Below are 15186 nucleotides of genomic sequence, written 5' to 3' on the forward strand. Positions count from 1 at the left end.
ACCTCCTATTTTTTCGATAAAGCCGGATGGTCGATCTTGATCTTTCGGATTCCGAATTTCTGTTCAAAGGCAATCGTTGCCAGCTGTTCCTCCAGCTTGATTACAACGCCGTCTCCGAAGCTTTCGTGATGAACCAGATCGCCTTTTCTTATTTTACCCTTTTTCTTAGGTTTCCTATCCTCATTTATGATGGGTGCACCGTCAAATGAATCTGCGATGCGCACATCGCTTAATTTTCGTTCTGCCTGTCTTGTAAAGCCGTCACTATCCTGGGGACGATGCTGTACCATGTCATGACTGTGCATGGACAGAAAGTCACTGCCGCTAAAGGTATCGACATCGCTGGAAAATGTATTTCGCGGCTTTGCGCCGACATCCTCGATGCAGTCCTCAGGAAGCTCCTTAATAAACCGGGAGGTTGTTTTTATTTTATCCAGTACATAGCTATAGCCGTAGGAATCGGATAAAAACAGCTGCTTCCGCGCCCGGGTAAAGGCTACATACGCAAGTCGGCGTTCTTCCTCCAGCGCCGGTTGTCCGCCTTCTCCAACAGAGCGTTCATTTGGGAAGATTCCCTCGCACAGGCTGTACACAAAGACATTATCAAATTCCAGACCCTTTGCGGCATGAATCGTCATCAGCTGCACAAAGTCTCCGTTCTCCTGCTCCTCCTTATCGGAATACAGGGAGATTTCCTGCAGGTATTCATTCAGGGTTCCCTCCGGATGTGCTTCCACATAATCCGAGATATCCCCGATCAGCTCCTTGATATTTTCCAGACGCTCGATTTCCTTGTCTTCCCGCAACATGTCCAAGTAGCCGCTATCCTCCAGCACCTTCTCCAGCAGCTGGTCAATGCTGATGGTATCCACCAGCATGCGGCATTCCTCAATCATCGCTACAAACGCCTGTATGTTGGCTCTTGCCTTGCCCTTTCCGATTTCATATTCGCACAGGATGTCATACATGTTCGTATCATCATGATTTGCCTGTAGCTCAATGGTTTCCATCGTCTTCGCACCGATTCCCCGCTTTGGAGAATTGATGACACGCTTGACGGCAAGATTTTTGTACATCGCCTTGGGATCCTGTTCATCAAAGGGAGCCAACAGACGCAGATAGCTTAAGGCATCCTTAATCTCCGCACGGTCATAGAAGCGCACGCCTCCATAGATACGATACGGAATATGAAAATCCAGCAGTGCTTTCTCCAGTCCTCTTGACAGAAAGTTGGAGCGATACAAGATTGCAATATCCCGATAGTCCACATGATCGTGATGCAGCGTCATGATTTTGCTGGCTACCCAGACCGGTTCGTTTGCATCATCCATGGCAGAGAAATGAACGATTTTATCATCACTCTCCACACGGGTGAACAAGTCCTTATCGATACGGTTGCGGTTATTTTTGATCAGGGCATTGGCGCCGTTTAGTATCTGCTGGGTGGAACGGTAGTTCTCGTTCAGCACAACGGTATGGCTGTCTGGAAAATCCCTTTCAAAATTCATGATGATATCCACCTGCGCGCCACGCCATGTATAAATCGTCTGGTCGGGATCACCGACCACGCACAGATAGCTGCCTTCCTTTACCAGCAGCTTGATGATGGCATATTGCAGATTATCGACATCCTGAAACTCATCGACATGCAGATATGTGAAGCGACGCTGCCATTTCGCGCGTACCTCCTCATTGCTCTTTAATATACGGTGGGCAAAAATCAACAGATCATCAAAATCCAGCGCATACATTTCCTTCAGACGCTTCTCGTAAAACTCGTAGACATCGGCCTTGATCTGTTCTCCCGCCCATTTGCCGGCACTCGCCTTGGCGGTTGCGGCATCAATAAAATTCGTTTTGTTGTTGCTTATGTACGACAGCACACTGTTGTAGCTGTAGCTTTTGACATCAATATGCATCTGCTTGTAGGCATCCCGCAGGATACTCTTTTGATCATCCGAATCCAGAATCGTGAAATTTCTCGGATATCCAAGCTCCAGAATATCCTCCCGCAACAGACGTACGCAAAAGGAGTGAATGGTGGAAATCGTAACCGCCTTGGCCACATCTCCCAGCAGATTCTCCACTCGCTCTTTCATTTCCCTAGCCGCCTTATTCGTAAAGGTGATGGCTAATACTTTATTCGGATATACTCCGCAGTCATTGATCAGATATGCAATTCTGGTCGTTACCACCCGGGTCTTTCCACTTCCTGCCCCCGCAATGATCCGCAGGTGATGATCCACACACTGTACTGCCTCTAACTGATGCTCATTCAACTGATCTAAAAACGACACAAAATCACCTCTTATTTACCTTCTCGACTATTATACTATACTTTGTCTTCCTTTTCTTTAGAAAACAACTTCAATTATAACCCAAAACGGCATGGTACTCTATAGTTATTACGAAATTTTCAGAAATCCGCCATAGTATTTTAAATTTGTTTATACTATAATGTAGACTGACTAACTGAGGTGTGATACATATGGCAAAACAAAAACCGAAACGATACTATACCCGCACGATTGACCTGCTGTTTCTGCTGGTGTTTCTGATTGTGGGAATCGTATCCTTTACCATAGCATTTACCTTCGGCATCCTTCCGGTGAAATGGACGATGGCAGCCGCAGGTATTCTGCTGATTCTATTCCTTATATTATTTATGCTGTCCATGAAGAAGCTTCCGAAGTGGGCCGTGATCGTCAAGCGTCTGTTTATCATTCTCTTGACGGTGGTCATCGGTACCGGTGGATATTTTCTGGATAAATCACGAAGCACGCTGCATAAGATGAGCAAGAATGCCGCAGGCTCCACTACGGAAATTTATGTGGTCGTGAAAAAGGGCAGCGGTATTGATTCCCTTTCCCAGCTGGAAGGCAAAACAATCGGCTACCAGAAGGGCGTCGACAAGAAAAATGCCGCCTATGCAAAGGAACAGCTGGACGCTGAGGTCGGCAATACCACGCCCAAGGAAGAGCTGGATTATACAACGCTGTACAGCGATTTGAATCTGGAAACAGTAAATGCCTTTGTTATTTCCGATTCCTATTACGATATGTCCAAATCCAATATTGACGGCTTTGCGGACAGTGTGGATATTATTCAGACCTACAAAAAGAAAAATGATGCCGCCAGCGGTCCCGATATCGATGTCACGAAGGATACCTTCACCGTCTATCTGAGCGGACTTGATAATATGGGAAGTCCGGACCAGCAGACAAGAAGTGATACGAATCTGATTCTGATTGTCAATCCGAAGGCAAATCACATTGATATGGTGTCCCTGCCAAGAGACGGCTACATACCGAATGCCGCCTATGATTATAAAAACGACAAGCTGACGCATACCGGAAACGACGGAATTGAAAACAGTGTGGAGACGATACAGAATTTCTTCGGTATCCCGATTGATTACTATGCCCGTGTAAGCTTCAATTCCCTGATTGAAATCGTCGATACGATCGGCGGTATTGATGTGGATGTGGAAATCGATTTCTGTGAACAGGATGAGAATCGAAGCTTTAAGAAAGAGGATTTGATTTGTCTGAAGAAGGGCAAGCAGCACTTAAACGGCAAGCAGGCACTCGCCTATTCCCGTCACCGTAAAACAAAGGGCTACGACAATGCCGGCAGAGAGCGTGCACAGCAGCGCATTATCAAGGCAATCATCAATAAGCTGATCTCCGCCAACGGGTTAACCAGAGTGAATGATTTAATGGATATCGCACCGAATTATATCATCACCAATATGCCGGCAGAGAAAATTGCGGATTTTGTATCCGGTGAACTGAATGAGCTGAAGCCATGGACGATTTCCTCAATCACCAGCGATAACGGTGTCTATGAAGACCTGTATGTGGCAAGTCTGGATCCGTCCCTTGGTGTAAGCAATGTGTATCTATTCAGCCGGGATGAGGTGCATGCGGTTGTGAATGCCTATGATGCGGCACGCAGGCAGCTGCAGATGAACAGCTTTACGTTTAATTTGAATGATCTGTATGCGAATACTCCGAAGATCAATACCTCGGAAAACATACGCTATGCGGATATGGCAGAGAATCCGCAGTAAAGAAAACAAAACCATGCAGCGTCAGCGATGAGTGATATCGTTGAGGGCATGGTTTTTTGATGTTTGTTATCATGGTTTCATAATGCTTTGTCTATAAATACATCCGGGCAGTTTTCTGCCTGTTATTCAAATGGGTGTGTGTTTCCTGCGATTGTCCGCTACAATCTGCATAATTTTTTTAAGCACACCGTATTGATCATTGGAAGCAATGATTTCAGATACCACTTTTTTTACTTGTTCCTGTGCATTTTCAGGCGCATAGGAATGTACAAAGCTCATCAGCATATCCATATCATTTCCACCATCTCCGAATACAGCAATTTTCTGTTTGTCCCATTGTTTCCGATGCGCCAGAAACATCAAAGCACTTGCTTTTGATATTGCTCTGTCCGTCAATTCAAAAACATTGGAATCGAAGGAAGCATTTACAATATCATTTTCAAACATAGTCAGTCTGTCGAGAAGGTCTGCACGTTTGTCCTGATGTAATTCCAAACCGTTTATTTTCAGAATATCCAACTTCAGGATTTCTTCACGCTTCGCTTGAAAATGAAACCGGCTGAGATATTCATCCAGATATCCGCTCTTTCCATTATCAAGAACCTTCTTTCTCCATATATCCCATTTCATATATTCCTCTATGTATTTTTTCCGTGGCAGCATCGTTAAAATTTTATCTTCTGTGAAAAATTCCAGTTTTGCATGCGGCATAGCATCCAGTATTCCCGCTACCGTCCTTTTCTTTATCGCCCCACGGAACAGTGTCGTTTTATCTTTATCCAAAATGAGTGCACCGTTCATAACGATAACATAAACCGGCAGCGCCCAGAGTCCTTCGCAACCTTTTACACCTGCAATCGTTCGCCCCGTTGTCACGACGAATTCATAACCATCCCTCAGGATCGCCTTCATGCCCTCATCCAGAATGGTATCCCATGCATAATCTGCATTTAATAATGTGCCATCCAAATCACTTGCGAAATATTTAATCATAGAGTGCCTCCTCATCTTTTAAAAAAGACTTCATTTTTGAAGTCTTTCACCCTTGCTCTTATAATTTCTCTCCGTTACTTTCGATAACCTGTTTATAATAGTAGAAACTGTCTTTTTTATACCGGTTATAGGTACCGTTGCCATAATCATCTATATCCACATAAATAAAGCCGTAGCGTTTTGACATCTGTCTCGTGGATTCACTGACAAGATCAATACAGCCCCACCATGTATAGCCCCACAGCTCCACACCATCTTCATTTATGGCATCACTCATCGCCATAACATGCTCCTTCAGATATTCACAGCGGTACGGATCATGTATTTTTCCATCCTCTGTAATCTGATCACGTTCCCCCAGACCGTTTTCCACGATAAACAGAGGCTTCCTGTACCGGTCATAAATATCAACAAGTGAAATCCGCAATCCGGTTGGATCCGTCTGCCAGCCCCATTCAGAGGATGGCAGATATGGGTTTTTCACACCATTCACAGTATTTCCTGGTGCCATATCCAGACCTTCTGTTTCTGCAGCCATACAGCTGGTCATATAGTAAGAGAAGCTTACAAAATCAACTGTTCCCTCTTTTAAATCCGTCTCATCACTGTCTTTCCATTGTATGACATACCCCTTGTTTCTGATTTCATTGTTTAAATAATTTGGATATTCTCCAAACACCTGTATATCTACATAGCGGTAGATACTGCGCATCCGCTGCTGTGTCGCAAGATTGTCCTCCGGCTTGCAGGTAAACGGATAGAAACACAGCTTTGTCATCATGCAGCCGATCTGTGCTCCGGGAACAAGCTCATGTCCCAGCTTCACTGCTCTTGCGCTCGCAACCATCTGATGATGCATTGCTTGATAAATCGCCTGTTCAAATGGGATATCAGCAAATCTGTCTTCAATCAGTGCTCCGCTTGTCACAGGATGCCTGAGCATAGCGTCCACCTCATTGAAGGTAAGCCAGTAAGTTACATATTTCCCAAAGCGTTCAAAGCAGACACGAGCATATTTTTCAAACAGATCAATGACCTCTCTTGAATACCAGCCACGATACTTTGTTGCCAGTACAACCGGTGGATCATAGTGGGAAAGCGTAACGAGCGGTTCTATGCCATATTTTTTACATTCCTTAAACATATCCTCGTAAAAAGCGATACCATCCTCATTGGGCTTCTCATCTCTTGGATCTGTAAAGATTCTCGCCCAGGAAATGGACATACGGAATATCTTATAGCCCATTTCCGCAAATAATTTAATATCTTCCTTGTAATGGTGATAGAAGTCGATTCCCCGTCTTTTTGGATAATTTGCATCCGGTCCAGCTGTCAGTGCTTCTTCTAAATCTCTGCTGCTGAATTGAAACTGCTTCGTAAAATCAGCAACGCCTACTTCACGATAAGGCAGACAATCTTCAATCGTCATACCTTTTCCATCCTCATTCCACGCTCCTTCAACCTGATTGGCCGCAGTTGCACCGCCCCACAGAAAGTCGTTTGGAAATTTCAATGGTGATGTATTCTTATACATAATTTTTCCTCCTATTTCAGAACCGTCAACAACGGTTCTCCTTTTACGATAATACCGCTTTCTTCATTCGCCAGCACATCCAGGTAGCTAGCGGAATTCGTGATGATAACAGGAGTGATCAGAGAATAGCCTTCTTTCAGAATTCCTGCCAGATCGACTTCCACCAGGATATCACCAGCCTGTACCTCCTGCTGTTCACGCACCTTCACATCAAAGTATTTCCCCTGTAAATTTGCTGTATTGATACCAATGTGAATAATACATTCCACTCCCTGCTTTGATGTCAGTCCGATTGCATGCTTTGTAGGATAAACCGCAGTGATTGTTCCATCAAATGGTGCAGCGATCACGCCCTCATCCGGATCAATCGCAATTCCCTTCCCCATACTACCAGAAGCAAACACGTCCTCCTCAACGTCACTCAGCTTCATCAGTGTGCCATTCATCGGTGCCTGTATCACTTCATTTCGGCTGTTTTCCACAGTCTTTGTATCTACAGCTGTACTTTCACAGCTGTTTTTTTCTTCAGATAAGCCCAATACCATAATCAACAGGAAGCCAAGGGCCGCAGACACGGCCATTCCCAAACATACTGCCCAGAATCCATCTCCCATGAAAACAGGCAAAGACAGGATACAGGAATTGACATATGCAGTTGACTGTCCACCAAAAGCACCGACGATTGCTCCACCGGCTGCACCGGCAATCATAACGGCAATCAGTGCATTTTTAAATTTCAGCAGTATTCCGTAAATTCCCGGCTCTGTTATTCCGATAAAGGATGATATAGCAGTGGATGCACCGATTGATTTTGTCTGTGTATTCTTTGATTTCACCCAGACTCCCATACAAACACCAAACAGTGCCAGTGTTCCCATTGTATTCATCGGCAACAGGAAGTCAGACCCGAACTGATTGATATTTTCCAGTATTACTGCCCCCAGCGATAAATGCATTCCGGTTAATACGACCAGTAAGCGTGTACCACCAACAATAGCTCCGGCAATTACCGGTGATAGGTCATACAGGAATTTGACGACCATAACCAATCCCTGAGAAATATAGCTTGCCAGCGGGGCAATCGCAATCAGTGTCAGAGGTACCATCATCATCAATACGAGCATCGGTGTAAATACCAGACGCAAAACCTTGGGAATGAGCTTATCAATGAACGGATAAAACCAGCTCAATACCAGAACAGCAAGAACAATCGGAATACTGCTTGCCGCATATTTTACGAACGGAATCGGCAACCCCAGAAAATGCATAGGATCTGCCCCTGCCGCAAGACCCGCTGTCATGGTGGGATACAAAAGACAGCCTGCCAGCGCCAGTGCACAGGCGGTATCTGTTTTAAAGCGTTTGGATGCAGACCATGCTACTAAAAACGGGAAGAAATAGAATACGCAGTCCCCCGCAATCGTAGCTACCTGAATAAAATCAGAGGCCGCATCAAAGCCGCAGTAAGAGGTGAGAATCGTGATCAGACCCTTAATCATCCCGGTTCCTGCCAATACTGGTATCGTCGGCAGGAAGATCGCCGCCATAGTTTCAAATACACCAGTGGCTCTGAATTTTTTCTTTTTCGCCATTGTCTCTTCATCGTGGATAAATCCGGTCAGTGCAGTAACTGCGTCATATACGCTGCCTACGTCATTTCCAATGATGATTTGCAGCTGTTCCGTCTGATACTGCGCCCCCATCACCCCATCAATTTTTTTAATATGTTCCAAATCCACCTTTTTATAATCCTTTAAATAAAAACGCAGTCTCGTCACACAGTGAAACATCTCCTTGATATTTTCTTTTCCGCCTACTTCTTTTAAAATCTGAGCGGCTGTTTTTTTAACGTCCATTACAGACTCCTTTCTAATTGTCAAAAAAAGACCCAAATTAAGCTATCTTATAAGCTGTCTTATAAAGATAAGGTTAATTCAGGTCTTGCCTCTTTTGTGAGTAACAATCCTAATCATTAGTCTCTCTTATTCGTTCGATATGTATTGTCAGATATAGTCGTTCCTCATTGGTCAATGAGTACCCGAACTCCAGATTCATATATTTCACAATTCTGTTAACACACTCATAGGAATTGGGATATTTCAGCTTTACAATTTCCAGTAGCTGAACATCCTCATTCGCTTTGCCCTGTATTTTTTTAGCAGTTATGCGCTGTGCAAAAAATTTCAGATGTGTAACTAAGCGATAATATGCGATGGAATCCTCCTGAAATGTCATGCTAAAGAAGTTTTTTATAACGGTCAGGGTATCCTGTACGATACGTGTCTGCTGAACCGTATCCTGCATACTTCCACCTGTGCTGGCATTGACGAAATGAAGAGCGATAAAGGCTGCTTCATCCTCCGGCAGTTGAACATTAAATGTTGCATTGATCAATTCCACCGCTTCTTTTCCTGCCGCAAATTCGTCCTTATACAGAACCTTAGTTTCCAGCAGCAGCCGATTCTCAATCAGCATGCCTTCTCGATATCTCTGAATTGTAAAATTGATATGGTCCATCAATGATATGTACAGATTATCATTAAAATCGTGATTCAGCTTCAGCTTTGCATTCAAAATGATCTTCTCCGCTATCTCCAGAAAGTCCATTGGTATTTCGCTTAACATCTTCTGAAATCTCGCTGTTAATTCAGGAATCTGCTGTGTAAAAATACGTTCTATTTTTGAATCATCAATTTGATCTCCATATTTTTTCTGAAATGCGATACCATTTCCAAGTACAATGACATCCTCATGATTCTCATTCATTGAAAGCACAACGTTATTGTTTAATACTTTCACAATATTCACGCATATCCCTCCTTAAATATTAAATATAAAAAAATACAGACCACCCAAAGTAACATCTTTTACTTTCGGTATTGCCTGTAACCAGTAACAATCCTCATCAAGTTTATTTTGTAAACGTTTACGAAATTATAGTATATCAGATTCACGGTAATGTCAACCGAAAAATTTATTTTACAACTAAAAAACTATATAGCGGTAATACTTCCTTTATTGAAAGATACCACCTTGGAATACCTACATATGCTTTTTCAAATTAACAAGATCTTAAATAGCAATACATCCTATCTGTCAACTCGTGGACAAATGTCCTTGAAAACGCTATCACTAATTGGCATAATGTCCATGGTCGCAATTATATAAAGTGAGGTACAGACAATGCATGTAAGAGAAGAAATTAACGAAGCGTACGAGTATATCAGGAAGCGTACGCACTACACTCCCACAATCGGAATCATTTTAGGAACCGGATATCATCACTTGCGGATATGATAGAAGATCCTGAACAATATCGCTATGCGGATATCCCCCATTTCCCGGTGCCCGGTGTCGCAGGCCATGAAGGAACCCTGATCCTCGGTAGAATACAGGGGAAAGAGGTTGTTGTCATGAAAGGGAGATGCCATTGCTATGAAGGCTATTCACCCAGCAGGGTTACACTTCCCATTCGTGTCATGAAGCGTCTTGGTGTGGAGACCATCATTATTACAAACTGCAGCGGGCAGGCCGGTGAAGCCGTAAAGGCACAGGACATATTCGTCATTCGCAACCATCTGAATTTCTCCGGCTTCAATCCTTTGATCGGAGAAAATTTAGAGGAATACGGGGAGCGGTTTCCCGATCTTGCCTATCCGTATGACAGAGACTGCATACAGCTGATAAAAAAGCTTGCGGTCCAGGAACACATTGAGCTAAAGGATGGCGTGTATGCAATGTTTTCGGGACCGAGCTATGAAACCGTTATGGAAACCTATATGGCAGCCAAACTGGGCGCTGACATTGTTGGAATGTCCACGATTCCGGAGGTTATTATCGCCAATCACTGTGGAATGAAGGTTTTAGCCTTATCCGGCGTTCCATGTCTGGCCGCCGCTTATTCGGATCAGGAAATCACACATGAGCAGGTAATGGAGAATTGTCAGAGCATTTCTGACAAAGCGATGATTCTGATTAGAAGATTCATAAAAGAACAATAGGAGGAGCCCGTATGAATATCATTAAGAAATCAACCGAATTAACAAAAAGCCCGATGTTTGCCATACTATCCTGTCTGCTCTGCATCCTAGCAGGCTACAGCATAAAGTCCAGCCTCATTGAAATTTTCGCCTCTGTGATGGGCATTATCAATGTATGGCTGTTATCGAAGGAAAAAATTTCAAACTTCATATTTGGTATTATCACCGTGCTTGCATATTTGTATATCTATTATACGACAGGCTTATACGCACTGGCGATACTGGCCTGCTTTCAGGTCATCTTCAATATCTACGGATGGTATTACTGGGGGAAGGGGGATGACGGCAGCAGTACAAAAACATCCGGCTTAAACAGAAGGGGGCAGCTTCTCTGGATTGCCATGATCTTACTTCTGTGGGCTGTGTGGGGATATGTGGAAATCAATATCCTGCATGCTCAAAATGCTGTTCTGGACAGTCTGACAGCTATCCTTGGCTTTATCGCTCAATACTGGCTAAGTAGAAAGCTGTATGAAAACTGGATTTTATGGATTATAAGCAATCTGCTTTTCATGGTAATTTATGTCTTGAACGGCTACTTTATCATGCTGATTCTGGTAATTATTCAATTCATCCTCTCCATTGCCGGGTTGATTGAATGGTACGAAAGCTATCTAAGGCAGGGCAGAAATAAAATCATGTTCTGATAAAGCATGGAAATACCTATATAATCTGTGATACTATACATATGATACACGTTGGAGGTACGTATGAAACCTGATCTGACAACCTTTATAGCCGCCTGTCCTGCCGATATCCGCTCTCATTTTCAGGAACAGACCTATTCCTTTCAGGATAAGCTGATGGAGCAGAATAAAAAAAGTGACTGCATCTACATCCTGTTGAGCGGTATTGTGAAAAACTATCACTCTGAAATCAATGGAAATGTCTACATAGAGGACATTGATACAGGGGTGACGATTTACGGAGAGCTGGAGGCACTCATTGATAAAGAGACCGTCTCCACTGTGGAAGCCGTTACGGAATGCAGGGTGCTGAAGCTGGGAAATGCGCAGTTTCTGAAATGGCTGCGTACAGATAATGCATTTACATTGTATATTACGACGTTGATTGCACAGAGGAATTACGATTGCAGTAAACGGGAAAGAGTAAATGCCTTTTATCCCCTGAAATACAGAATTATGTATATGATTTATAACACCCTGTGCAAAAAAACCTCACGATTACCAAGGATCTTCTGGTTGAGGGAACGGGCTCCAATATACGCAGCATCAACAGGGTTGTGAACACCTTGATCAGGGATGGGATTCTGAACTATACATCGGGTATTATAACGGTTCATTCCATGGAACGTCTGGAGGCGGAAATGGAGCTTTACAGCTAACGTAGCACTTGCTCACGGAATTGGATGGAAATCCGAAGGTGTTTTGATTCGCTTATGCATGAGAATGAAGCAATCAGCTGCAGGAAATTACGATCTGTCTGTTCCGGGACGAAGATTTTAAATTGATTTTCAGGAAGCACGAATTTTCAGGACAGAGATTTCCATGATTGATTATCAAAACAGCTTTTCCAAGTAAATAAATACATTACTTTTCGATAACCAGAAGATATTACGCTCAGGTGCAGCCTCGCCTGCACTTTTCATACTGGCTGCGTTTCTGTTGTGGATATGTAAAAAGGCAGGACGCAAGCTGATATTTGTAGTATACTGTACTTGCAAGCTATCAGATCGTCCTGCCCTGTTCTTTTATAGATGAATAACGCTGCCGCTTTCTGCGGATGCATGCACTGCTGCAGCAATTCTCGTTGCCTGTAAACCGTCGTAGGCATTTGTCCGGAATGCCCGCTGGTTTACGATGTCGCTGACGAATTCCTGCATCGGCTCCAGTCCAAAGCCGCTTGCATGATGTTCATCAAACTTCATGAAGATATAGTTCGGCAGGCTTGCCTTTTTGTCAGTATAGGTTTTTACTCCCCGATAGGATTCATTCTTCAGATACTTGTGCTCCGTCACGATCACAAGCTGTCCGTCATTTGATTTGGGATAGGTATTGGGAAGAATCCAGGAGTTTTCCACCGTCCAGTTGCTTCCATCCTGCATTGTCAGAATGGCCTGGATACTGTCATAGGTCTGATAGCCTTGCTTTTTTAATACTTCCTTATTTCCCACTGCATACACACTCTCCACCTCACTGCCGCTCAAATAGCGAATCAGATCATAGCAGTGTATACCGAGAAACCAGGAGGGAGAGGATTGATCTGTCCAGGTAAACCAGTTCATAGGAACATCTATCACATCATCCAGTGACATATAGCCGCGGATGATGTTTTCTTTATCCATTTGGATTTCATCCCGCATATTGTTATAGGCTGGATCCCAGCGTTTATGGAAGTCTACGGCGATCTGTACACCGTACTTCTCTGCCATGGCAATCAATTCCTCACATTCTTCTACGGAGGTTGCCAGCGGCTTTTCAATCATCAGATACTTTATACCTGCCTCCATGGCAGCCTTTGCCGGTTCATAATGATATGGGTCCGGTGTCGCAATACTAACTGCATCCAGCTTCTCTGCCATAATCATTTCCCTGACATCTGCATATCCCCTGATCTGATAGCGGTTTTGTGTGGCTGCCCTGCGCTCATCATTCAAATCACAGAACACCACCGTTTCCACATGCGGGTCACAGATATATGTATGGATATGATAAGTACCGTAAATTCCGGCTCCTACCACTCCGATTTTAACTTTTTTCATACTGCTTACCTCTTTCCTTTATGTATTGAAATATGATATCTTTCTTTCTCATAACGTATTTGACAATCCCCTTTGTCTGCTTCATTTTATATATCCCATTAGATACAGGGGTCGCTTCATTCATAATACTTCGCTTCAAATGCCGCATCCTCTTTTGCATAATAGCGCTCGATGAGCCTTCCGCCAAACAGCACTGCGAGGTCTATGACAATCAGGATACCTGCCCCAAGCAGCGGTGTCTGTGCCAGTACGGTCGGTAGCCAGATAAACATATTTCCAAGAGCCATGGTCGTTGCCTGCTGTCCGGCCTGTACATAGCTTAGCCCGGCATTGGAGGCAAGCTCTGTGAACAGCGGTGCTGCCCAGCTGGATATCCACAGCACAATGGGAATGAAGATCAGGCTGGATACAATCGTTCTTCTGCGGTTGCCGCGGTGTACGATGGTCGCAAAGCACACATAGAAGGCCGCAAACGGTACCTCACCAAGTGGCAGTGTCGTATTGCCGGGGAGAATAGCCGCAAAGATCATGAAGACCGGAATCATCAGAAAGCCGACACTGATTGTCACCGGATGTCCGATGGTTACCGCAGAATCCAGTCCGATATACAGCTCTCTGTCCTTAAAGTGTGTGGTGAAGAATTTCTTTGCCTGATTGGATATCGGAATCAGACCGTTGACAATCATTTTTACCATTGTCGGAAACAGCATCATGATCGCTGCTGTCTTCATCGTCACATCGGCAATCCCTTTAAAATCATAACCGGCTACCACACCGAACAGCAGTCCCATGATCAATCCCAGATAGATTGGCTGCCCCAGCACAGAGCCGATCACCTTGCCGATGCCGTGTCCTTCATCATTCTCTTCTTCACTTTCCTTACGGTGCTTCAGATAGGGAATTCGATCATAAACCTTGTCCAGCACCATAAACAGGGGTGCACTTGCGGCCGCAAAGCCGTGTGGAATGGAGATGGCATCGATACCGATAATTTCCTGTGTGCGATGTGCCATGACATCTGCGACCTTCAGTCCCAGTATTGCATGGGTGACTCCGGCCAGAATTGCCAGCCAGTAGCTTCCGGTAAGGAGCTGTACAAAGCCTGCTGTTATGGCAAAATACCAGAAGTTATAAATATCGACATTCACTGTTTTGGTCAGCTTCAAAGCAACCAGAACAATATTGGTAATCAAAATGACGATGATCAGCGCAGCCCCAAGCAGACTTCCGAAGCCAACAGCTGCCGCCGGTGATCCGCCGACATCGATTGCGGTCAGATTCAGATCCAGCACCTTGACCATTTCATTGATAACCGGTGACAGTGAATCTGCCGTTAGGGTTGATACAATACTGACCCCGATGAGTCCAATTCCCACCGTCACCCCCGCTTTGATGGCCTTGGAAGGCTTCAGCCCGAAGATCAATCCGATGATGCACATCAGAATCGGTACAAAAACATAGCTTCCCAGGTCGACGATATACTGAATGATATCTAATACTGTCTGCATAATTTTCTCTCCTGTTCTTATTCGCAAGCTACGCGAGAATTTCCATAATCTGTTGCGTAACTGCTTCCTCATTGATGCCTGTCAGGTAGGCACTGCCGTGAACAAGCGGTGTTGTGAATTTCTTCTTAACCTTCATCGTCGTGATGATCAGATCCACCTGTCCGTCATAGCCCTCTACCTCGTGCAGGGTGCATTGCATGATTTTGCAGGAAATCCCATGCTCCTTCAATTCCTCCTCCACCTTTTCACGAACCATGCTGGAGGTTGCCAGTCCTGCCCCGCAGGCGATTACAATTTTTTTCATATGCGTAGCCTCT

At 44.3% G+C, this 15186-nt stretch carries 12 protein-coding genes; 4 read left to right on the top strand and 8 right to left on the bottom strand.

Annotated features, from left to right (window positions below):
• Nucleotides 1-5 precede the first annotated feature (5 nt).
• Entirely contained in the window at nucleotides 6-2297 is a 2292-nt protein-coding gene (locus NE665_RS08905; RefSeq protein ID WP_117442099.1) for a UvrD-helicase domain-containing protein, read from the bottom strand.
• A gap of 191 nt (nucleotides 2298-2488) precedes the next feature.
• Here NE665_RS08905 and NE665_RS08910 point away from each other — a divergent pair, with 191 nt between their 5' ends.
• Nucleotides 2489-4072 (top strand): LCP family protein, encoded by a 1584-nt coding sequence (locus NE665_RS08910; protein ID WP_117442100.1) that lies wholly within the window; start codon nucleotides 2489-2491, stop codon nucleotides 4070-4072.
• Between the two features lie 126 nt (nucleotides 4073-4198).
• Here the strand turns inward: NE665_RS08910 and NE665_RS08915 are convergent, their stop codons facing one another.
• The 4 genes from NE665_RS08915 to NE665_RS08930 all read right to left on the bottom strand — a co-directional run bounded on the left by NE665_RS08915 (nucleotide 4199) and on the right by NE665_RS08930 (nucleotide 9407).
• Nucleotides 4199-5065 carry an HAD-IIB family hydrolase gene (locus NE665_RS08915; protein WP_117442101.1) on the bottom strand — a complete coding sequence of 289 codons (867 nt, stop codon included), beginning with the start codon at nucleotides 5063-5065 and terminating at the stop codon, nucleotides 4199-4201.
• 58 nt (nucleotides 5066-5123) lie between these two features.
• A complete protein-coding gene (locus tag NE665_RS08920; protein ID WP_002607593.1) occupies nucleotides 5124-6599 on the bottom strand; it encodes a family 1 glycosylhydrolase in 1476 nt (491 codons plus the stop codon).
• Between the two features lie 11 nt (nucleotides 6600-6610).
• Nucleotides 6611-8455, bottom strand: coding sequence for a glucose PTS transporter subunit IIA (locus tag NE665_RS08925; protein ID WP_117442102.1), 1845 nt, complete (start codon nucleotides 8453-8455; stop codon nucleotides 6611-6613).
• A gap of 109 nt (nucleotides 8456-8564) precedes the next feature.
• A complete protein-coding gene (locus NE665_RS08930; protein ID WP_117442103.1) occupies nucleotides 8565-9407 on the bottom strand; it encodes a PRD domain-containing protein in 843 nt (280 codons plus the stop codon).
• Nucleotides 9408-9892: 485 nt separating this feature from the next.
• On the opposite strand from NE665_RS08930, the gene NE665_RS08935 reads away from it, so the two are divergent.
• The 3 genes from NE665_RS08935 to NE665_RS08945 all read left to right on the top strand — a co-directional run bounded on the left by NE665_RS08935 (nucleotide 9893) and on the right by NE665_RS08945 (nucleotide 11886).
• Nucleotides 9893-10600: a purine-nucleoside phosphorylase gene (locus NE665_RS08935; protein WP_233104665.1), complete on the top strand. Its 708-nt coding sequence runs from the start codon at nucleotides 9893-9895 to the stop codon at nucleotides 10598-10600.
• 11 nt (nucleotides 10601-10611) lie between these two features.
• The gene (gene pnuC / locus NE665_RS08940) at nucleotides 10612-11286 is read left to right on the top strand and encodes a nicotinamide riboside transporter PnuC (RefSeq protein WP_117442104.1); all 675 of its coding nucleotides are present in this window, start codon (nucleotides 10612-10614) and stop codon (nucleotides 11284-11286) included.
• Between the two features lie 63 nt (nucleotides 11287-11349).
• Complete coding sequence (locus NE665_RS08945) at nucleotides 11350-11886, top strand: Crp/Fnr family transcriptional regulator (RefSeq protein WP_233104664.1); 537 nt, start codon at nucleotides 11350-11352, stop codon at nucleotides 11884-11886.
• Nucleotides 11887-12350: 464 nt separating this feature from the next.
• On the opposite strand, the gene NE665_RS08950 is transcribed toward NE665_RS08945, so the two are convergent.
• The 3 genes from NE665_RS08950 to NE665_RS08960 form a co-directional block, all read right to left on the bottom strand.
• The gene (locus tag NE665_RS08950; RefSeq protein WP_256302528.1) at nucleotides 12351-13361 is read right to left on the bottom strand and encodes a Gfo/Idh/MocA family oxidoreductase; all 1011 of its coding nucleotides are present in this window, start codon (nucleotides 13359-13361) and stop codon (nucleotides 12351-12353) included.
• Between the two features lie 116 nt (nucleotides 13362-13477).
• Nucleotides 13478-14869, bottom strand: coding sequence for a PTS transporter subunit IIC (locus NE665_RS08955; RefSeq protein ID WP_117444816.1), 1392 nt, complete (start codon nucleotides 14867-14869; stop codon nucleotides 13478-13480).
• Between the two features lie 28 nt (nucleotides 14870-14897).
• Complete coding sequence (locus NE665_RS08960; protein WP_117444817.1) at nucleotides 14898-15173, bottom strand: PTS sugar transporter subunit IIB; 276 nt, start codon at nucleotides 15171-15173, stop codon at nucleotides 14898-14900.
• Nucleotides 15174-15186 lie beyond the last annotated feature (13 nt).

The sequence above is a fragment of the Clostridium sp. DFI.1.208 genome (genome assembly GCF_024463855.1).
Classification (GTDB): Bacteria; Bacillota_I; Bacilli_A; order Erysipelotrichales; family Erysipelotrichaceae; genus Clostridium_AQ.